At 54.5% G+C, this 19,211-nt stretch carries 19 protein-coding genes; 6 read left to right on the top strand and 13 right to left on the bottom strand.

What is annotated here, in order from left to right:
- Positions 1-4 precede the first annotated feature (4 nt).
- From DHf2319_RS00415 to DHf2319_RS00400, 4 genes are read right to left on the bottom strand one after another with little or no spacing between them, the layout of a single operon-like run.
- Positions 5-1,006: a DUF4040 domain-containing protein gene (locus DHf2319_RS00415; RefSeq protein WP_243478849.1), complete on the bottom strand. Its 1,002-nt coding sequence runs from the start codon at positions 1,004-1,006 to the stop codon at positions 5-7.
- Complete coding sequence (gene mnhG, locus DHf2319_RS00410; protein ID WP_243478848.1) at positions 1,003-1,317, bottom strand: monovalent cation/H(+) antiporter subunit G; 315 nt, start codon at positions 1,315-1,317, stop codon at positions 1,003-1,005. The genes DHf2319_RS00415 and mnhG overlap by 4 nt, the downstream gene beginning before the upstream one ends.
- Positions 1,314-1,607, bottom strand: a complete 294-nt coding sequence (locus DHf2319_RS00405) for an MrpF/PhaF family protein (RefSeq protein WP_243478847.1) — start codon at positions 1,605-1,607, stop codon at positions 1,314-1,316. Before DHf2319_RS00405 ends, mnhG begins: the two co-directional genes overlap by 4 nt.
- The gene (locus DHf2319_RS00400; RefSeq protein WP_243478846.1) at positions 1,604-2,086 is read right to left on the bottom strand and encodes a Na+/H+ antiporter subunit E; all 483 of its coding nucleotides are present in this window, start codon (positions 2,084-2,086) and stop codon (positions 1,604-1,606) included. Before DHf2319_RS00400 ends, DHf2319_RS00405 begins: the two co-directional genes overlap by 4 nt.
- A gap of 273 nt (positions 2,087-2,359) precedes the next feature.
- Between DHf2319_RS00400 and DHf2319_RS00395 the strand changes: the two genes are divergently transcribed.
- From DHf2319_RS00395 to DHf2319_RS00375, 5 genes are all read left to right on the top strand, one after another.
- Positions 2,360-3,784, top strand: a complete 1,425-nt coding sequence (locus DHf2319_RS00395) for an amidase (protein WP_243478845.1) — start codon at positions 2,360-2,362, stop codon at positions 3,782-3,784.
- Positions 3,785-3,867: 83 nt separating this feature from the next.
- Positions 3,868-4,206 (top strand): FmdB family zinc ribbon protein, encoded by a 339-nt coding sequence (locus DHf2319_RS00390; RefSeq protein ID WP_243478844.1) that lies wholly within the window; start codon positions 3,868-3,870, stop codon positions 4,204-4,206.
- A gap of 56 nt (positions 4,207-4,262) precedes the next feature.
- The gene (locus DHf2319_RS00385; protein WP_243478843.1) at positions 4,263-4,868 is read left to right on the top strand and encodes a DUF502 domain-containing protein; all 606 of its coding nucleotides are present in this window, start codon (positions 4,263-4,265) and stop codon (positions 4,866-4,868) included.
- 4 nt (positions 4,869-4,872) lie between these two features.
- Positions 4,873-6,678, top strand: a complete 1,806-nt coding sequence (gene aspS, locus DHf2319_RS00380; RefSeq protein WP_243478842.1) for an aspartate--tRNA ligase — start codon at positions 4,873-4,875, stop codon at positions 6,676-6,678.
- A 4-nt stretch (positions 6,679-6,682) separates the two neighbouring features.
- Positions 6,683-7,561 carry an endonuclease/exonuclease/phosphatase family protein gene (locus DHf2319_RS00375; protein WP_243478841.1) on the top strand — a complete coding sequence of 293 codons (879 nt, stop codon included), beginning with the start codon at positions 6,683-6,685 and terminating at the stop codon, positions 7,559-7,561.
- 26 nt (positions 7,562-7,587) lie between these two features.
- Here DHf2319_RS00375 and DHf2319_RS00370 read toward each other — a convergent pair whose 3' ends face one another.
- Positions 7,588-8,292 carry a LysE/ArgO family amino acid transporter gene (locus DHf2319_RS00370; protein WP_243478840.1) on the bottom strand — a complete coding sequence of 235 codons (705 nt, stop codon included), beginning with the start codon at positions 8,290-8,292 and terminating at the stop codon, positions 7,588-7,590.
- A gap of 222 nt (positions 8,293-8,514) precedes the next feature.
- Between DHf2319_RS00370 and argP the strand changes: the two genes are divergently transcribed.
- Positions 8,515-9,444, top strand: a complete 930-nt coding sequence (gene argP, locus DHf2319_RS00365; protein WP_243478839.1) for an HTH-type transcriptional regulator ArgP — start codon at positions 8,515-8,517, stop codon at positions 9,442-9,444.
- A 34-nt stretch (positions 9,445-9,478) separates the two neighbouring features.
- Here argP and DHf2319_RS00360 read toward each other — a convergent pair whose 3' ends face one another.
- From DHf2319_RS00360 to DHf2319_RS00325, 8 genes are all read right to left on the bottom strand, one after another.
- Complete coding sequence (locus tag DHf2319_RS00360) at positions 9,479-10,723, bottom strand: type II toxin-antitoxin system HipA family toxin (protein ID WP_243478838.1); 1,245 nt, start codon at positions 10,721-10,723, stop codon at positions 9,479-9,481.
- A 20-nt stretch (positions 10,724-10,743) separates the two neighbouring features.
- The gene (locus DHf2319_RS00355; protein ID WP_243478837.1) at positions 10,744-11,007 is read right to left on the bottom strand and encodes a helix-turn-helix domain-containing protein; all 264 of its coding nucleotides are present in this window, start codon (positions 11,005-11,007) and stop codon (positions 10,744-10,746) included.
- A 79-nt stretch (positions 11,008-11,086) separates the two neighbouring features.
- A complete protein-coding gene (locus DHf2319_RS00350) occupies positions 11,087-11,500 on the bottom strand; it encodes a Fic family protein (RefSeq protein ID WP_243478836.1) in 414 nt (137 codons plus the stop codon).
- Positions 11,487-12,224, bottom strand: coding sequence for a Fic family protein (locus DHf2319_RS00345; RefSeq protein ID WP_243478835.1), 738 nt, complete (start codon positions 12,222-12,224; stop codon positions 11,487-11,489). Before DHf2319_RS00345 ends, DHf2319_RS00350 begins: the two co-directional genes overlap by 14 nt.
- Before the next feature lie 98 nt (positions 12,225-12,322).
- The gene (locus DHf2319_RS00340; protein WP_243478834.1) at positions 12,323-13,798 is read right to left on the bottom strand and encodes a mannose-1-phosphate guanylyltransferase/mannose-6-phosphate isomerase; all 1,476 of its coding nucleotides are present in this window, start codon (positions 13,796-13,798) and stop codon (positions 12,323-12,325) included.
- 99 nt (positions 13,799-13,897) lie between these two features.
- Positions 13,898-16,858: a glycosyltransferase gene (locus tag DHf2319_RS00335; RefSeq protein ID WP_243478833.1), complete on the bottom strand. Its 2,961-nt coding sequence runs from the start codon at positions 16,856-16,858 to the stop codon at positions 13,898-13,900.
- A gap of 3 nt (positions 16,859-16,861) precedes the next feature.
- Positions 16,862-18,079, bottom strand: coding sequence for a class I SAM-dependent methyltransferase (locus tag DHf2319_RS00330; RefSeq protein ID WP_243478832.1), 1,218 nt, complete (start codon positions 18,077-18,079; stop codon positions 16,862-16,864).
- Positions 18,080-18,292: 213 nt separating this feature from the next.
- On the bottom strand, positions 18,293-19,033 hold the full coding sequence (locus DHf2319_RS00325; RefSeq protein WP_243478831.1) for a Crp/Fnr family transcriptional regulator: 741 nt from the start codon (positions 19,031-19,033) through the stop codon (positions 18,293-18,295).
- Positions 19,034-19,211: the final 178 nt, after the last annotated feature.

Genomic DNA, 19,211 nt, shown 5'->3' with positions numbered 1-19,211 from the left:
CCCTCTAGGCTTGATAGGTTGGGCGATTGGCAATCGCATTAAAAATCATCACCAGCACCGTGGTCACGGTCAGGCCTACGCCGAACTCAACCAGCAAGATGCCTACATACTGGCCAGTCACCGGGTTAGACCACAGCACGTTGTAGTCCAGGAAGTGGCCGCCAAGCAGCATGCAAGCGATGCCTACGCCGGTATAGAGTGTGGCACCCAAGGCAGCCAAGCGCAGCATGATGCGTTGTGGCATGGCAGCCTCCGAACGGTCTGCCCCTTCCAAAATGCCGTAGAGCATGACAGCAGCCGCAAACAAAGCGCCAGCAGAGAACCCGCCGCCAGGGCTGTACTTGCCGTGAAACTGCACCAGTAGCCCAAATAGCAGAAGGATCGGAATGATGAGTTTGCCCACGACACGCAAGATCACATGGTGTTGCACCCCACGTACCTTTTGTCCGAGCTGCTCGCCAGACAGAGACTGCTTTGATTTGGGTTTAAAGCTCAGCACCGACAGTACGCCAATGCCTGCGGTAAAAATCACCAGCACTTCACCCAAGGTATCGTAGCCACGAAACGATGCCAGGATCGCCGTCACGATGTTGGGGATGTTGATGTATTCCGGGGTTTTTTCTATGTACCAGGGCGCAACGTGTTGATGAACCGGAGCGTTGATATCACCAAGCACGGGCTGCTCGAAAGTGGCTACGAACAACACCAGGGAAAGCGCAACCAATGCTGCGACTGGCAGCCAGTTGGTGCGCATCCTAATGGTCTCTTTTTCGGCAGTCAGCGCTAGTGCACCCATAAAAAGCACGGTCGACACCCCAGCACCCACCGCCGCTTCGGTCAGCGCCACATCAGCGGCATCCAAAATAAAGAAGTTCGAGGCCATCAGCAAACTAAAAATCCCGAACCACATGCTGGCTACAAACAGATTGCTCGACATGATGGTGGCAATCGCCACAATAGCCACCATGGTGAGCGTAAACAGGCCCAGAATGGTCTCAAGCATCATGATTGCTTCTCCCCATCCAGAAGCGGCTTGGTGCCACCGAGCATGGCGGTGTTGGCCAGCGCATAAGAAGAGACCGGTGCGGTAAACAGCAGAAACAACAAGATCGCAAATAGCTTGAAGCTCGCCAGTGACCATCCTGCCATCACCATGAGTCCAAGCAGCACCAGAATCGTGCCCAGCGTTTCAGTCACGCTAACGGCGTGCATCCGGGTGTAGAGATCCGGCATGCGAAGCACACCAATGCCGCCGACTACTACAAAAAACCCGCCTAAGCCCAATAGCACCCAGGAAATCACATCCAGAATAATCATGAGGACGCTCCTGTTTGATTTTTCTGTTGAGCTTGGCGCGCCTCACGGTTTTGTACGAACTGCAAAATCGCCAGCACGCCGATGAAGTTAATCAGTGCATAGGCCAGAGCCAGATCTAAAAAGTCCGGGCGGCCCATGATCATGGCCACAACAGCCACCAACAAGACGGTTTTAGTGCCAAACATGTTCATGGCTAATACCCGGTCATAGACCCCCGGGCCGAGCAAGCCTCTAATGACGGCCATGAACATGGTGACCACAATGGCCAAACCAGCAGCAATCAGCATCATTTGCCTCCAAAGCCAGGCAGCGCTGCCACCCGGTCATTCATGTCGCCATTGACCACACCATCGGCACCCTCTTCTGTTAGCGCATGCACGGTCACCAAGCCGTTGTCGTCAAGGTCGGTCGTTAACGTGCCGGGTGTGAGCGTAATCGAGTTGCCAAATATCACTTGGCGCACTTCGCCCTTGCTCTTTGATTGCACTTGCACCACTTTAGGGCTGATGGGCATGGAGGGAGAAAGGACGATTTTGGTGACTTGCAGGCTAGAGACTACGATCTCTTTGAGCAGCCAAGCCCAGTAAGTGATCACTTTGAAGCCCAAATGAACAGGAACCGATTCGTGATCGATGGTCTCGAACCGTCGGGTTAGCCAAATCACTAACACCACTGAGGCCGCGCCTAAGGCGAGCATCAATGGCAAATACAGCCCTGACCAAAGTAGCCAAAGCGCGGCAAGCGTGATGAACAAGACAACTATGTGCATTGGACAGCCACCTCGTTGTTGGTTTCTCGCCCGAATACTATCAGTTTGTGCCGGTCTTCGGACGAAACCCTTCGGGAACGAAAGTATTTAAAGTCTTAGCTTTTTTGACGGCATTATGGCAGAAGACCCATGTATCCGCCCGTCAGTTTTGGCATGGGTCTTGCTTGAACCATCTGTAAACGCCTTGCGTTGACAAGCGCCTGCCGCTAATGTCACACCACGTGCAAACGCGCTTTCGCTTCATCATATCAACCCACCCTAGATGGAATTGCCATGTCGACAGACCCAGCCTTTATGACGATGACAGAGATTGCCGGTGCCTTGGCGCGCGGCGAATTCACCTCAAGTGAAATTACTCGTCTGTACCTTGACCGCATCGCCAAGGCCGATGACAAGTTGCACGCCTATGTGAGCGTGGATGAGGATCTGGCGATGTCGATGGCGCGAGCTGCCGATGATCGACGCGCCAAAGGCGTAGCGCTTAGCCCGCTCGATGGCGTGCCGTTCGCGGCCAAAGACCTGTGTGAACTCAAAGGCACGATCACCACCGCCGGCTCACAAGCCTGGCTTGATCGTCAAAGCCAGGTTGACTGCACGGCCTTGGTCAAATGCCTGCAATCGGGCCTGGTGATGCTCGGTAAAACCCACATGGTGGAGTTTGCGTTTGGGGGCTGGGGCACTAACCCAGTCATGGGCACGCCTTGGAACCCTTGGGATCTAAATACCCACCGGGCACCTGGCGGATCCTCTAGCGGCTCTGGCGTAGCGGTAGCAGCTGGCTTAGCGCCTGCAGCGATTGGCTCAGATACCGGGGGGTCGGTCAGAATCCCGTCGGGCTTAAATGGGTTGACTGGGTTAAAGACCACCCGCGGTCTGATCAGTCTGTATGGCGCCGTGTCCCTGTCTCACACGTTGGATACCATTGGACCGATGACGCATAGCGCCGAAGATGCTGCCCTCTGGACGGCCATCATGGCCGGCGCTGACCCTCTGGATCCAACGAGCTTGCATCAGCCCCGGTTTGTCTGGCAGTCAGGTGCCACGGCACCTGCTGGTAAACCACTGTCTGGCATGAAGTTCGGTGTTTTACCGCCCGAGCAGTATCCATTGGCAGTCGACCCTGAAGAGCTTGCGGCCTTTGAGGCGATGTGTGCGGTGCTCAAGGATCTAGGTGCTGCGCTTGAACCCTTGCCACTGCCCTTTGATTTCCATGATCTGATGGTGCGCAACGGCCAGATCATCGCCGCTGAAGCCTATGCCCAGCATCAGGCCTACATCGAAGACGAGTCATTGCCACTGGGTCAATATGTTCGGGGGCGGGTCGTTGGCGGCAAGGGCATCTCTGCGGCCCAGTACATTGAGTCGCTCAAGCACCAGAGAGCCTGCAGCCAACAGTATGTTGAACTCATGCAAGGCTTTACAGCAGTGCTGACACCGACATTCCCGTTCCCGGCCTTGCCGTTGGCCGAGATCGATGAGGCACAAACCCCGATGGCCGCGTTTTGTAGGGCGGGTAACTATTTGTCTACCTGCGGCCTGGCATTGCCGGCGGGCTTATCCCAGCAAGGATTGCCCTTGAGTGTGCAGCTTTTGGGTAAGCCGTTCGGTGAGGCGGCCATCTTGCGCGCCGGTGTGGCCGTGCAGCGAGTAACCGATTGGCACCGCCAGCGGCCCAACCTTTCTAGCCTGGGGCTGTGACTGGGAGGCGGATGGCCATTAAAAAGCGCTAAAATCTAAGGCTTTCCACCGTATTTGCACGACTTTTACCGAAGGAGTGAAAGGTGCCTATTTACGCCTATCGTTGCTCAAACTGCGGCCATGAGCAGGACGTTCTGCAGAAGATGTCGGATGCGCCGCTAACGCAGTGTCCCGCATGCGGGCAGTCGACCTATGCCAAGCAGGTGACCGCGGCTGGTTTCCAGCTCAAGGGGTCTGGCTGGTACGTCACTGATTTTAGAAACAACGGCGCCAAGTCAGGTGCGAGCACTGGCAAGACTGCTCAGACGGCAGAGTCCGCATCAGATTCGAGCTCGAGTTCTAGCTCAGATGCCAGTTCGACTTCGCCAGCATCAACGCCGGCGGCATCTACTAAGGCCGAAAGCACGGCGGCCTCAACCTAGCCTGACACGGGGTCAAGGCCTGCCTTGATCCGTCGCGTCGGGCGCACTGGAACAACATGCGGGCTTTTAAACGTTATCTCATCGCCGGGTTGCTGATTTGGGCGCCTTTGGTGATCACTGCCTGGGTCGTGACCTTGTTGGTCACAACGCTGGAAGAGATCTTGCCTGAAAGCCTGTCCGCCAAAGCGCTGTTCGGTATCGACATCCCCGGGTTTCGGATTCTGATCGTGTTGGCCGTGCTTATTTTGACGGGGCTGTTTGCGGCTAATTTTTTGGGGCGCAGCCTGGTTGAACGCTGGGAGCAGTTACTGGGCCGAATTCCCTTGATCCGGTCCATTTATAAATCTGTCAAGCAAGTCGGCGATACGGTGCTGGCTCCCAACGGTCAGGCGTTTCGTCGTGCGGTACTGGTACAGTTCCCGCACGCTGGCAGTTGGACGGTGGCGCTAGTGACCGGCACACCAAGCGCGGCTGTCGCACAGCATTTGGAGGGCGAGCACATCAGCGTGTATGTGCCCACGACACCGAACCCGACATCGGGCTATTTTTTAGTGGTGCCAGCTAGTCAGACCATTGCATTGGACATGACCGTGGATACCGCGCTCAAATACATTGTTTCCATGGGGGTGGTCGCACCCCCGAAGACGCTTGAAGGAGCATGACTGAATGCGTACTTGTTATACCGGCGAAGTTTGCCTTGATCACCTTGACCAGACGGTTACCTTGTTTGGATGGGTGCATCGGCGCCGTGACCACGGTGGGGTGATTTTTATTGACATGAGAGACCGCGCCGGGCTCGCACAGATCGTGTTCGATCCTGACAATGCAGCTGCCTTTGAAATCGCTGAGCGCTTGCGCAACGAGTTCTGCATTCGCATCACCGGACTCGTGCGCCGTCGCCCTGAGGGAACCGTCAACACCGACCTGGCCTCTGGTGAAATTGAAATCCTGTGCCGTGAAGTGGAGATCCTCAATCCGTCCGTCACGCCGGCTTTCCAGCTCGATGATGAGAATCTCTCGGAAACCACGCGCTTGACGCATCGTGTACTTGACTTGCGTCGTGATCAGATGCAACGCAATTTGATGCTGCGCTATCGCGTGTCGATGGCGGTGCGTCGTTACCTGGATGCGCAGGGCTTTATTGATATCGAAACACCCATGCTCACCAAGAGCACCCCGGAAGGTGCGCGTGACTATCTCGTGCCATCACGCGTGCATGCGGGTGAGTTTTTTGCGTTACCGCAGTCGCCTCAGTTGTTCAAGCAAATGCTGATGGTGGCGGGCTTTGATCGCTATTACCAAATCACCAAGTGCTTCCGTGACGAAGACTTGCGTGCCGATCGTCAGCCTGAATTTACCCAGATCGATTGTGAAACGTCGTTTCTCGGTGAAGAGGAAATCCGAGACATCTTTGAAGGCATGATTCGCCAGGTGTTTGAATCGGTGCAGGGCGTTGAGCTACCCAGTCCTTTTCCGATCATGACATTTGAAGAGGCCATGCGTCGCTTTGGATCAGACAAGCCAGACATGCGCGTCAAGCTTGAGTTCACCGACTTGGGTGACGTGATGCAAGACGTGGAGTTCAAGGTGTTTGCACAAGCAGCCACTGCACCAGGTAGCCGCGTGGTGGCTTTGCGTGTGCCGGGTGGTGGTGAACTGTCGCGCAGCGAAATCGATGCGTACACCAAGTACGTTGGTATCTATGGTGCCAAGGGCTTGGCCTGGATCAAGGTCAATGAAGTCGCCAAAGGTCGTGATGGTTTGCAGTCACCGATTGTGAAGAACATCCACGATGCTGCGTTGACTGAGATGCTCAAACGCACCGGTGCACAAGATGGTGACATTCTGTTCTTTGGTGCCGATCGCGCCAAAGTGGTGAACGATGCCATGGGGGCGCTGCGCTTAAAGATCGGTCACAGCGAGTTCGGTCAGGCCAAAGGCTTGTTCGAGCCGGGCTGGAAGCCGCTCTGGGTGGTGGACTTCCCGATGTTTGAGTTTGATGAAGACTCGGGTCGCTATGTCGCGTTACACCACCCCTTCACTAGCCCAAAGGATGGCCACGAGGACTATCTCTCAACCGATCCCGCGCAAGCCTTGTCAAAAGCCTACGACATGGTGCTAAACGGTTGGGAAATCGGTGGTGGCTCCGTGCGTATTCACCGCGAAGAAGTGCAAAGCAAAGTGTTCAGAGCGTTAAAAATCGATGAACAAGAGGCACAACAAAAGTTTGGTTTCTTGCTCGATGCGCTTCAGTACGGTGCGCCACCGCATGGTGGGATCGCATTTGGTCTGGATCGCATTGTCACCATGATGAGCGGTGCCGAGTCGATTCGTGACGTGATCGCCTTCCCTAAAACCCAGCGTGCCCAGTGTCTGCTGACCCAGGCACCCTCACCCGTGGATGAAAAGCAATTGCGAGAGCTACACATCCGGGTAAGACAAACAGAGGCGGCTACCCAGCCAAAACCTTAGGGATATGCCTAAGCTCAGGGTTGTTAGTTACAACATTCACAAAGGCCGCTCACTAAGCGGCCGTGATTCCCTGCCTGAGCTTAGGCTCGGTCTGCATGGATTACACCCTGACATATTGTTTCTACAGGAAGTCCAAGGGCGAAACGAGCAGCGCGCTAATCTAGACGCCCAACATGAATCGCTTGCGGCCGCCTTGCATATGCAGGTGGCTTATGGCTGCAATGCGGTTCGTCAAATGACCGATCATGGCAATGCGTTGCTGTCACGGTTTCCGATTTTGAGTTTCGAGAACGAGGACGTCTCAGACCATCCGCTCGAGCAGCGTGGCTTGTTGCATGGCGAGATTGATATCGAAGGACGCCGCGTGCACTGCTTTGTGGTTCATTTGGGATTGTTTGCCGGCAGTCGTATGCGCCAGATTCAAACCATGGCGCAGCGCATCGAGCGTTTGGTCGGACCACAGGAACCCATCCTGATTGCGGGCGACTTTAATGACTGGCGCAATGAGCTTGCGCCCCTCTTTGTGAAGCAGTTGGGCGTATTTGAAGTGTTCACCCATGCATCACAGTCCTCGGGCGATGTGCCGCGCTTGCGCGATTCGGTCAAACAAATCAAACAAGTGCTGCGCGGTGAACAACCACTGGCTGCGCTATCAACTGTGCTGTCCCGCGATCGCCAGCTACGACACAACCAACTGTCGATGAATGGCGCCGACAGCTTGCAGCCACCGCCCAAGACCTACCCGTCCAAATTCCCGATGCTGAGGCTAGACCGGATCTATCAGCGCGGCTTTGCAGTGACGCGCGCCCAAGTGCTGCGTGGCAAGCCGTGGAGCTTACTGTCTGACCATTCACCGATTGTGGCGGATCTTGAGCTTGAATAATGATGCGCTCAGTGCGCGATCAATGTTTAGCTCACCACATCCAAGGCAATGGTCGCTGCAATCGCCCACATCATGATGGCCACCAACCCATCCATCCAGCGCCAAATACTCGTCTGGCCTAGCCGTTTGCCCATCCACCAGGCCAGTGCGCCAAACGCTACAAACCAGATCAAGGAGCCGACCATGGCGCCTACCCCAAAACCGGTTCGTGCATCAGCCTGATAAGCCAGTGATGCACCCCCGATCAACACTGCAGTGTCAATCCAGGCATGCGGATTCAACCAAGAAAACGTCAAAGCTGCGGTCACCGCCTGTCGACGAGACACTGTTTGATTGGCCCTGTCAACTTCCTGTGCTGGCACTTTAAAACCTCGCCAGAAGCCCTCCCAAAACCGCCTTGCAGCTTGCCAGCCATAGATAAGCAACACCAGTACCGTGGCACCCAGCAACGCGCCATAGAGCCGATCGGACAGTTGGCCCAGTTGCCCTAAGCCGATCACGCCAACGGCGATCAAGGCCATGTCAGCAATCACACAGACCACAACCGTTAGCCACAGGTGTTGTCGTGACAGCCCCATGCGCAACAGGTGTGCGTTCTGGGGACCGATTGCCATAATGAGCGATAGGCTTAGCGCCATGCCCGCTAGGAAGGCCGTTGAGAAAGCCGGTAATGTCGGTGCAGCAAGTGATCCAGTAAGTGCGGTGACTATTGAGGGTAAGACGTCAAACATGATGTTCTACAGCGTTAATCGACAGTGATGGTGTGCGCAGTCACACACGACGTAGCCGCCATCATGACAAAACCCCGCTACTTATTAAATAAAAATAAATAAAATTTATTTAAATTAATTAAAATTAAATCAGTTCACGAGTTCTTTGTTCACTAGCTCTTTGTTAAGACACGGATATACCTGATTGCTCACGCGGTACCTTTACTGTCTCTGGTGGTTCTGATGATTGAAGACAAGCTCGCCAAGTCGCTCTTTACTGTGGTTAATGAGGGCAGTTTCCAGGCAGCTGCCAGGGTGTTGAATCTGACGCCTGCGGCAGTCACGCAACGCATCAAGGCGCTTGAAGCACAGATCGGTGCGCGTGTGTTGGTGCGAGGTAAACAATTGCGTTTAACCCCACAGGGCAAGGCGATTGTGGCGTTTCATCATAAGAATGAATTGTTGCAAGATGAGCTCTTACGAGCCTTGAATCTGGATGCGCAAACCTATCATGGCAACAAACGCTGGCGCACGCTGCGGGTAGCCGTGAACGCAGATTCGATCGCGAGCTGGTTCTTGCCGGGTGTGGCCGATGCTTTGGGGCAGCAGCATCTGTTGTTGGACGTGGTGATTGACGATCAGGACCACACCCATGAGGCGCTGCGCACCGGTGAGGTGATGGGGTGTGTCACCACGTTGGCCGAGGCCATGCCGGGCTGTGTAGCCGAGCCCCTGGGTGTGATGCGTTACCGTGCGTTAGCCACTTCTGAAATCATGACACGAGTTCAAACGTCAGCAGGGCGATTGTCTGCCCATCGTCTTCTGGCACAGCCTGCAGTGATCTTTAATCGCAAGGATGCGATCCATGACCGTTTCCTTGAGCGCTTTCTAAAACTGCAGTCACCGGCCTACCCCAAGCATTTTGTGCCGGCGCTTGATGCGTTTGAGGCAGCCATTGATCTTGGGCTAGGTTGGGGGCTAGTACCCGATGCGGTCAGAGCAAGCCCAAGCGGTAAAAAGCCGACCGCCAAACTGCAGGAGGTTATGCCGGGGTGTTATCTGGATGTACAACTCTATTGGCAGCACTGGCAACAAGAACCACGGCATGCAGCGGCCTTGACCCAAGCAGTCAAGGCCGCTGCTATGGCGAGTTTGTTGCAAGCGGACGATTAGGTGAATGGGGTTGCTTTACTGACCTTTGGCATCACTAGGCGCTCACCATCATCAAGCCGGATTGCCAGGCCGAGCACATGTCGTTTAACAGATCCTTGGGTATGCGCTCATCAGCACGGGCGGCATGCAGAGTCTCTTGCATCGCATCGGCCATACGGATGAGTGTCCGTTCAGGGTGAGCCACACCGCAAATCCGTCGCCCAAAATCAATCAACTCAGCTGCGTTCGGGTACATCTTTGAGCGACCGCGACCGACAAAGAGTTTGAGTGCCATGGTGCGATCCTCCAGTTCGGGACCACCGGGGTATTGGGTGTACTTGTAGATGCTCGTCGTCACCACATCAAACATCGGTGCAAGCCATATGTCATCTGATGAGCGGTATAGCAAACCAAAGTTTTTAAGGTGGGCATCACCATTGCGCACCATCACAGAAAACGCCACCTGCTCAAAAAATCGATGCAGGTTCTCGCTAGCCAATCCGAGCAGTCGCATTAGCTCGGCAATTCGTTGATAGCTGCCATGGTACTTGCGGTCTGACAGCACATCACGCACTCTTAAACCGGCTAGTGCGGCGATGTCTTCAAACCCGAGTCGTTCAACGGATCCGTTCTCATGAATGACGATGTCAAACCGATCGAGTACCAGCAGTTGACCGTCATCGGACAGTTCGAACACAGGGACGTCAATGCCTGCGCGCTTTGCGGCGCTTAGGCAAAGATATTCGTTTGCGGTCAGACCAGGATAGGTATCGCTGGCTGCCTTGACGATGAGCGATGGAATGGCAATTGTTGATCGGTCAGGAACCATGACCTTGGGTTGCATGCCGGCAATGCCGATGCCTGTGCTTAGGTATGCTGACACTAGCTCGTCGAATACCGCTGGCGTGTAGGCTAGCTTAAGGAGGTCTGTCTTGCTGATTGAGAGGCTCACAGGCGGCTTACCGAAACCGGGGACTTGATACCCTAATCGGCCAATACCGTTACTGCCGATCAGTGCCAGTAAATGCATCGGGGTGAGCGGTTGCTTTGGATACATGGCTCGAATGCGCATGAACAAGTCACCTTCAGGCAAGTTCTGGTCCATCGGTGCAAATAAATCACCGTCTTGCCAGGTGAGCTGTTCTGAAGGTTGCATGAACAAGGCCACCGCTTGTTGATTCGGGTCAGGACTTCGATAGCGGAACTCGTATCGTGAGGCCTTGAGTAGTTGTCCAGCGTCAGTTTGTGAGCCGATAGAGACTTCGAGCTCACGAATTTTTTCAGGGAGGGTCGCATTCATGGAGTACTTGTCACCGTTGCCTATTCATCATCTTCTCGGAATCGTCGCGCGGCCTCTTCGGCAGTAGGCAAGCCCGCAGGCTCCAGCCTCATGGCGAGCTTCAGCGCGTTGAGCACCGCGATCAACGATGAGACGGTCACGTCCTCGCCAGCCTCTAGGCGATAGACCACTTCCCGTACTTTGCCGGCACGTTGGGCGAGTTCTGATTTGCTCATGCCAAGCGCCTTACGGCGTTGACGCACTTGCTCGCCGAGTTCATCCAGAAGTCTTATTTTGTCAGTCATAACTTGCATTATGAATAAAAAAACAGATTTTTGCCAGTTAAAACTTACAAAAATACAGGTCAGAGATTCGATCTGCCCCTCATAGCAGACTGACCGGTGGCGGTAGGATCGTTAACGTATAGCGTGTGGTCCTGCCACCACCCGGAAGTGGAGTAATGATGCCTTTGGCTAGCAAGTCGGACAAGTCTCGGCTAGCGGTTCGGTTTGGGCACTTCGTGATGGTCACGTATTTTTTAGTGGTGATACCGCCTTTGAAGCCCTGCCGACCTTCGGCAAATACTCGTGCCACCATTTTGCGTTGCCGTTCATTCAGTTGGTCGTTAAATGCACCATAAAAACGTGTCTTGGCCAAAACAAAGTCCACTTCTTCCTTCGCTATTTCCTGGGCTCGGATCACCCGATCCGCAAAGTAGTCCAGCCAGCTGTTGATGTCGAGGCTTGAACGGCTAGCCTTCTCAAGAGCCGTGTAGTAGGACTTTCTATCTGCCGCCATAGAAGTTGCCAGACATGCCGTGGGGGGGGTAACCAAGCGACTGCGATAGGGCATGGTCAGAGATGGCTCGACCGACACGTCCGTTGCCATCATCGAACGGGTGAATCGCTTCAAACCACAAGTGTGCAATACCCGCCCGAACCAATCCTGCCAGTGGTTTTTGTTCTTTCGTGGGTTTTGATTGGTTATACCAATCTATGAATTGGGCCATCTCCTTGGGTACATCAGATGAAGGAGGGGCTTCATAGTGAACCGTTGGCCTTCCATAGGGACCACTGACAATCTGCATGGCAGACGGATCGTGGCGGTAGGCCCCTCGCGTGATCAGTGTGTAGCGCTGGTCTGGCACTGCCATTGACTGCCAGCGACCTAGCAACTCGTCTGATAGGGGTTGGTTCCAGTTTTTACGGACATCGATCAGCAGGAGCGCGGCACCAGCTGCCTTTTGATCGGTATTCTCAGGTATCGAGTCTGAAGCTATCAGGGATAGCAGTGATGATCGAACCGAATGGTGGTCTAGACTCTCGCCTTCGATTGCGCTGGTACTTAGCGCTTCAGACTGCATGAGTGCAACCAATGCTTCGTTGCGTATCGCACTTGGTAGGGTTTCAAATCGGCCAGCCACGCGTTCGGCGCAGCGATGAAACGTATTCGCTCCTTCTCGGTAGCATTGGGGGTCATATCTAAACTGCGGCCAATCAGGCTGTTGCCATATCCATGTCATCGTGGGGTCACACTACATTCACGCCAAAAAATCCAATTTTTTGGCGTGAATAAGCCCCTTAATCACGCCAAAAACCCACGGTGCTCACGAGTTGACGACTACGAACTCACGCGGCCGTAGTGGTCTTCAAACCGAACGATGTCATCTTCACCGAGGTAGCTGCCGGACTGGACTTCAATCAGTTCGAGCGGCTCATTCGTGCGGTTGGCTAGGCGATGAATGGAGCCCTGGGGAATGTAGGTGGACTGGTTGGGACCAAGCGTGATGACTTTGTCGTCACACGTGACTTCACCTTGGCCACTAACCACGATCCAATGTTCGGCACGATGATGATGCTTTTGCAGGCTTAGACTGGCACCGGGTTTGACCATGATGCGTTTGACCTTGAAGTGTTCGCCTTCATCGATGCTGTCATACCAACCCCAGGGGCGATGTACTTTACGGTGTAACAGGTGTTCTTCGCGGTCACGCGAGGCAATGGTGTTGACGATGTCTTTGACGCGTTGTGATTCACTGCGTTTGCCAATCAGCACTGCATCAGCGGTTTCGACTACCACCAGGTCTTCTACGCCAACGGTACCCACCAGACGATAGTTGGCATGAATCAGGGTGTCGCGCGTGTCTACCGTGATGGTGTCACCCAGGGTTGCGTTGCCGTGATCATCTTTGTCGGCAATTTGCCAGACCGCATCCCAAGCACCCAGATCACTCCAGCCGGCATCTAATGGCACGACTTCAATGGGGAACTGGCTGCCTGGGCAGTTTTCCAGGACGGCGTAGTCAGCTGAGATTGACGGAGCTTGCACGAACTGTTCGGGGTTAGGGCGCACAAAGTGATCATCGATTCGGGCGCTTGTCCAAGCGGCGTTTACTTTTTCAAATACGCTAGGTGCAAACGCTTCGATGGCGGCCAACCATACGCTGGCTTTGACCACGAACATACCGCTATTCCAGTGGTAGTTACCTGCAGCGAGGTATTGGGCAGCTGTTTGGGCATCAGGTTTTTCTTTAAAGGCATTGACGACGTAGCTTTGATTGCTTTGCCCTGCTGCACCACATTCGATGTAGCCAAATCCTGTTTCAGCACGTGTAGGGGTAACACCCAGGATGGTTACGGCACCGTGGCTGGCACACGTAATGGCTGCACGCAGCGCGGTGGTGTAAGCATCGATGTCGGTGACCACCTGATCGGCTGGTGAGACTACCAGCACAGGGTCTTGCCCACCTTGATGATTAGCCAGCGCAGCCAATGCTGCCAACGTAATCGCAGGTGCTGTGTTACGGCCTTCAGGTTCTAGCAGCAATCTCGCATCGTCGTACGCACCGATCTCACGTAATTGGTCTGCTACTAAAAACCGATGGGCTTCATTGGTAATGATGAGCGGAGCAGATGCATGCAAGTCATCGCCCGCCACGCCTCCGAGACGGGCAACGGCCATCTGGAACAGGCTTTGATTGCCGTGTAATACCAGAAACTGCTTGGGAAAGCCGTTGCGCGATAGTGGCCACAGGCGAGTGCCAGAACCTCCGCACAACACAACGGGCACAAATGACAGGTCGGTAGCAGTAGACATCAGTGAAACAGGTCTCTTGACGAGGGGTTGATTGACTAGACGAATTTGCTGATCAATCTGAAGATTGTAAGCCAGCCTTGGGGCGCATGCGCCCCAAGGCTAATGGCGCTGGTCGTTTAACCACTGCAACACCTGTTGAGCGCTTTGACGCCAGGTGATGGTGTGTTTGTCTTCAGGTGGGTGGGCTGGCTTTTGCCAGCGGCGGATCGCATCGGCGAGCTCGCCGTCTTTAAAGAACTGTGTGCCGAGAGGAGCGACTTCTCGAAACACGGCAATGTCGCGTGCTATGACCGGTACGCCATGGCGCGTGGCTTCAATGATGGGTAAGCCAAAGCCTTCGTCATATGAGGCTGCAATCAGGCAGTCAGCGCGTGCGTAGGCACGCTCAAGCATGGCGTCATCGGCATTGTCAAACCAGCGCAGGCGTCTAAAACGCTCGGGGTGATTGCGTAATAACGAGACGGTCTCGGGGATATCCTTGCGGTCATGGTCTGGCAGATGAGACCAGCCTTCCCGGCCAACGATGATTAAGTGCGCATCAAACCCGGACTGCCACAGCTCAAAGAATGCACGAATGGTTTCAAGATAACCCTTGCGAGGTTCAATCGTGCCCACCATCAGAAACACAGGGGGTCTGGCGGTCGAACCAGCTGATGGTGGATGAACCGGTGTCTGGCGCTGTTCTTGTTGCCGGAATGTTTCGGTATCCGCACCGAGCAAAAAGTGCCCAATCTCGTACGCATCAGGGGCGCTTTCAATTGGGTGTGCATCGCGCCAACGAGCGAGTTCGTCAGCGACGTGTGCCGAGATGCACAAAGCACCATCAAAACCCGTGATCACCTCTAGCCATTGTCGATGGGCCTGGTCTGCATGCTGTGGGAACTTATCTGGCATGGTGACTGGCAACAGGTCATAGACGATGCTGTAGCAATGCACACCATGAGCGCGAAGCGCTTGGAACAGACCTTGTTGATTGGCTGCCTGTAACTGATAGGTCGACAAATCAAGCGTCAACAGAATGTCACCTTGTTGTGGCAGGATCTCATGATCAGTTAGCCAGTGCTCTTTCAAGTTCAGGCGATCGGTCATGAGTTGATTGGCCTGGTGGTAGCGCCACCGACCGTTGGTCTGACTCAAATATACCGGGGTGACGATCAATCCCTCGGGTTCCATATCAACGAGTTCGTCGAATAACGCCAGTGCAACACGCTGGATACCGGTTTGCATATGCGTGTTGTACGTCGTTGTCAGGTCCAACAAAAGCCTTCTGCGAGGCAGACTGGCGGCGCGATTGAAATCAATCGCTGCTGCCAAGCTTGCGCGTTGATCTGATGAGAGACTGCCATCTGGCCAATCGCGTGCAATGGTGGTCAATACACTGCTTGGGTGGGTCATCAATCGGTGCTGGTAGCAGTGTTCGATGAAGTCACGATACTGACGTGCACAAACCGGTGGTGAATGAAGTTGTTCGATCACTTCCGGTGCACGAGCCGCCATGGCAGCTCGTGCACCGGTGTCATGAAACAAGGTGTTCATGGCTTGCGCCAGTTCTTCGGTGGTGAATCGATCTGGCAGCTTTAACACCGCGTGCTCATCTAGTTCGGCAAATGAGCCATTGGCATTGACGATTTGCGGCAATCCATGTCCCATCGCATGCAACACCGCCCCGGATGTCTCACCCCGAGAAAAGTCACGTAACTGCACCGCAAAATCCGCTGCATTGAGGTAGTGCGTGAAATCATCCGCATCAACAAACCCGGTAATCTTCACTTGCTCGGGATTCGGTAAGTTGGCAATCGCATCGAGCACTTGCTGGCCCAGCGGGCCAGGGTGATTGCGTCCCACAAATATCAACTGGGCGTGGGGGTCGGTTGCCAAATCGCTGGCGTGCCAGGCTTCTAGCAGACGCAGCGGCAGTTTCGATGCGCCGATGTAACCGAAGCTGCAAACAATCGTTCCTTCACCGCCAAGCCCTAGCGCTTGGCGCGCAGCCGATTTTTGTGCTGCGCTAGGGGTGCCGACAGGACGTCGAACCAATGGGATCACACGGGTTTTTAGGTCAATGCCGGTGCCTACTTGTTGTCTTGCGAGCGCTTGAGCAAATGAAGAATGCAACACCACACCCAACGCATCACGAAACACGCGATAGTTGCCCGGATAGTTCAAGACCGCATCATGGTGATTGGCGTGTGCTCGTGCGAGTGCTTTGTAGCCGTGTTCGTACACCAGGATCTCGGGCCACATTTGCCAATAGCCGCGTTCTTGTTCCGATGAGAGATAGTCACCTTCAAACAGATCGTGTAGGGCAGCTACGCCAGGGATCTTGGCCATGGCTGGCCACATGCCGGCGTGATAGTCCGAGTTACCTAATTGATAGACCACGCGATCGAACTCATCTGCATGCTCAAGGAACCACGATAGGCTTTGGATGTTTTGACTGATGCGCTCAGTGTCATCCCAATGGCGAAACTCTGGCGGCGTGGTGTCGATCAGTGTGATGTCATAAAAAGCTTTTAAGCCGTCGAATAGGTCAGCGCTGCAATCAGCCACTCCGCTGCGTGCTGGTGGCATGGGTGAAAGCAGTGCTAGGCGCAGGCGGTGAGGTGTGGCACTTGCATCGGTGGCAGCGAGGTTGGTCGATATGGTTTGTAGTCTTGCGCTCACTTCGGACCAATCGTAGGTTGCACCAACTTCGGCATCAGCTTGTGGGCTAGCAAGCCTGATGGTCGGGGTATTTAGATAGGGTGCGATGGGGAGTGCTTGTTCACCTAATTGAACGACTAGATCTGGAGCTAGCTGAGAAACAAACGAGGCCAGCAGGCATGAGTCAACCTCTGGTGCGTCGATGCCCGATGGTTGCCAGACACTAAGGGCGGTGCCTTGAGTACGTTGCTCAATGACCTGGCGCCATCCCAGTGCTTGGTCGGCATTCTCAGCGTTACACACCACAATGATGTGGTGATGTGGCTGCGCACCCTCACCATGGTTTAAGCAAGCGCGTAGTTGTTCGAGGGCAGAGGTTGAAGGCGATTGATTGGCAACATCAAGCACGACACGCATGCGTTATTCCTCGAAGTGGGTATAGAGTTTGGCGGTCACTAGCGTATCGATCGCCCGGCTTGAGGGTGGCAAGGCTTCAATGGCTGGCGGGGGCGCTTGTTCGGCGATACGTTGCCGTATCTGAGCCGGGTTAAATAACGCGGCGCTGATACGGTGTAAGCGCCACCGCCGCAATAGTTTCAATGCTCGGTTGCGCCGATGCGGGCTCGCGTTTAGGTACTGGGCCACTGGCTGCCAAATGCCGCGGATACCTTCCTGTCTTAGTCCCAAATAAAAACGTTTGGCGATGCGCAACGGCCGCAAGGCATACCAGCGCAACCCTTTGGCTTGCTGGGCAAGCAGGCGGGTTTCCAGATCGCTGACTCTTTGCGCAAGTTGGGCATTCAGGCTACGTAGCTCTTCGATATGCCCATACAACCCATTCCCAAAATGCGTCACTCGCGATAGCCCCCGATCAAGCTGGGCTAACTGGCGGGTGAGTTGATCGTCGTATCGGTAAGCAATTGCATCGAGTGCTGCGCCCGGGTCACTGGGCCATACAGACTTGAACCGCGCAAGGGCCTCATCGTTGCCGCCCTTCACAGCGGCAACGGCATAGTCGGGGCTAGCCCCAAACACCAGGTCGCTTAATAGCACCCGATCATCCGGGTGTAGATCAAATGGTTGGTTCACCCGAAGGATTTGATGGGCTGCAAATCCGGCGTGTTCAGTCACAAATGCAAGCAAGGCATGCGGAATAGGTTTGCTGTGGGTGGGGTCTAAATAAAAGTTTGAAGTGCCTACGGATAAGTTCTCTGGATTAGGCGTTTCCATCAGCAAAACACCGCCGGGCACCAGCACACGACGAGCTTCGCGTACCAGTTCAAGCAGCATCTCAAAAGGAATATGCTCAACCATATGAAACGCTGACACCAGCGCGAGGCTGTTATCTGGGGTTTGCTTGAGTAGGGATAAGGCGTCGCCTTGCTTGGCAGGCAGGTTCAGTTGCTCGCAAGCTTGTAGCATGCCAGCATCAAGATCGACGCCATTGGCCTCGAATCCTGCCTGCACTAGCAATTCCAGCCATTCTCCACGACCGCACCCCAGATCAAGTGCGCGCCTCGGTGTGGGCAGTGCCTGTAGTGACTGCAGTAGCGGTTGATAAAACGCCAGGCGCAGTTTGATGTTCTCGCGTGAGGTCCGAAACCGATCCTCAAACTGACGATAAAAATCAGTGGTCATGGTCTAGTTGCCAAGAGAGTGTCGAATAACGAGTGTCGAACAACCTGGCAGCGTGGCTTGGCGGCTCGCAAAACCTGATGAGTCACCAGCGTGCGCAACTAGGTTGAGGCATCGTTTGAAGCCTGTCATGACCCAAGAGGTTAACCGATTGCTCGATTGCTATAGCTACAGACTCAAAGAGCGCAGCGCGACCAGCGGATCAAGGTCGACTGCTTAGCCGATGGTTTCGGGTGTTTTGGTGGGTTGGGTCTCGGCCGGCAGCAACGATTCGGGGCCGTCATAGGCCAGACGTTTTAAGAGGTCTAGCCGTCTGACCACAACCCGGTGACCTGTTTTGTGGATCACACCAGCTTTGATCAGTAATTGCAGTGTGCGCGAGACTGTTTCCCGGCTGGTGTTGGCAGCACTTGCGAGTTCTTGCTGGCGCGGCAGTGCGCTGATGCGCTCTAGCGTCTCGGGATCAAACTCGCCAGAAAGGTTGCTAATTTGAAAGCATATACGCTGAAAGGCGTTGGGCAGGGTCAGCATCATGCGCTCCGCACGGGCGGCCTTAATATTGGTGGCTGCCAATCCTAGAAATCGGTTTAACAAAACAGCGTTTGTTTGTACGAGCGTCTTTAATTGGCGCGTGGGAAAGGTCATCAGCTGGCAGGTCGTTAAGCAAAGGATTTCTTCACTCACATAGCCTTGGTCTACGATGGCAAGCCACCCTACCCAGGCCCCAGGTCCCATGACCGAGAGGCTGACCACACGGCCATCGTCGGCGAGTTCTTTGCACTGCAGCTGCCCCGAGATGACATAAGCAATGGCATCGTGTATTTCGCCCGCCCGACCGATCTGTGTGCCTGATTTGAAGCTGCGCAATGTCGCAGCGCCGCAAAACTCTTCTTTTTGAGAGTCATCGAGCCCTTGAAAAAAAGGCAAGGAATTCAAAAGCGATACGCTAATAGACATAGGGCATCTCTACCGATGAGGGTAAAAACCGTTGACGAACGGGGTCATAAGGTATACAGTGCGCTCCGAGCTCTACTGCCACAAGGCTTTCAGAAGAGTTTTATGAACTAAATAATGTGGGCTATATGCAACACCCATATGAAATAGTACCATTTTGTGACGCATATCACATACGTGA

The sequence above is a fragment of the Orrella daihaiensis genome (genome assembly GCF_022811525.1).
Classification (GTDB): domain Bacteria; phylum Pseudomonadota; class Gammaproteobacteria; order Burkholderiales; family Burkholderiaceae_B; genus Algicoccus; species Algicoccus daihaiensis.
This window is presented reverse-complemented; position numbering and strand designations above follow the sequence as displayed.

Bases quoted from the DNA above. Each gene is read 5' to 3' on its own strand.
- DHf2319_RS00350 (WP_243478836.1), bottom strand. From the start codon at position 11,500: ATGGCGGCAGATAGAAAGTCCTACTACACGGCTCTTGAGAAGGCTAGC.
- DHf2319_RS00325 (WP_243478831.1), bottom strand. From the start codon at position 19,033: ATGTCTATTAGCGTATCGCTTTTGAATTCCTTGCCTTTTTTTCAAGGG.
- DHf2319_RS00370 (WP_243478840.1), bottom strand. From the start codon at position 8,292: ATGTTTGACGTCTTACCCTCAATAGTCACCGCACTTACTGGATCACTT.
- DHf2319_RS00395 (WP_243478845.1), top strand. From the start codon at position 2,360: ATGTCGACAGACCCAGCCTTTATGACGATGACAGAGATTGCCGGTGCC.
- DHf2319_RS00415 (WP_243478849.1), bottom strand. From the start codon at position 1,006: ATGATGCTTGAGACCATTCTGGGCCTGTTTACGCTCACCATGGTGGCT.
- DHf2319_RS00330 (WP_243478832.1), bottom strand. From the start codon at position 18,079: ATGACCACTGATTTTTATCGTCAGTTTGAGGATCGGTTTCGGACCTCA.
- DHf2319_RS00335 (WP_243478833.1), bottom strand. From the start codon at position 16,858: ATGCGTGTCGTGCTTGATGTTGCCAATCAATCGCCTTCAACCTCTGCC.
- argP (WP_243478839.1), top strand. From the start codon at position 8,515: ATGATTGAAGACAAGCTCGCCAAGTCGCTCTTTACTGTGGTTAATGAG.
- DHf2319_RS00385 (WP_243478843.1), top strand. From the start codon at position 4,263: ATGCGGGCTTTTAAACGTTATCTCATCGCCGGGTTGCTGATTTGGGCG.
- DHf2319_RS00375 (WP_243478841.1), top strand. From the start codon at position 6,683: ATGCCTAAGCTCAGGGTTGTTAGTTACAACATTCACAAAGGCCGCTCA.
- DHf2319_RS00340 (WP_243478834.1), bottom strand. From the start codon at position 13,798: ATGTCTACTGCTACCGACCTGTCATTTGTGCCCGTTGTGTTGTGCGGA.
- DHf2319_RS00405 (WP_243478847.1), bottom strand. From the start codon at position 1,607: ATGATGCTGATTGCTGCTGGTTTGGCCATTGTGGTCACCATGTTCATG.
- mnhG (WP_243478848.1), bottom strand. From the start codon at position 1,317: ATGATTATTCTGGATGTGATTTCCTGGGTGCTATTGGGCTTAGGCGGG.
- DHf2319_RS00360 (WP_243478838.1), bottom strand. From the start codon at position 10,723: ATGAATGCGACCCTCCCTGAAAAAATTCGTGAGCTCGAAGTCTCTATC.
- DHf2319_RS00345 (WP_243478835.1), bottom strand. From the start codon at position 12,224: ATGACATGGATATGGCAACAGCCTGATTGGCCGCAGTTTAGATATGAC.
- DHf2319_RS00355 (WP_243478837.1), bottom strand. From the start codon at position 11,007: ATGACTGACAAAATAAGACTTCTGGATGAACTCGGCGAGCAAGTGCGT.
- DHf2319_RS00400 (WP_243478846.1), bottom strand. From the start codon at position 2,086: ATGCACATAGTTGTCTTGTTCATCACGCTTGCCGCGCTTTGGCTACTT.
- aspS (WP_243478842.1), top strand. From the start codon at position 4,873: ATGCGTACTTGTTATACCGGCGAAGTTTGCCTTGATCACCTTGACCAG.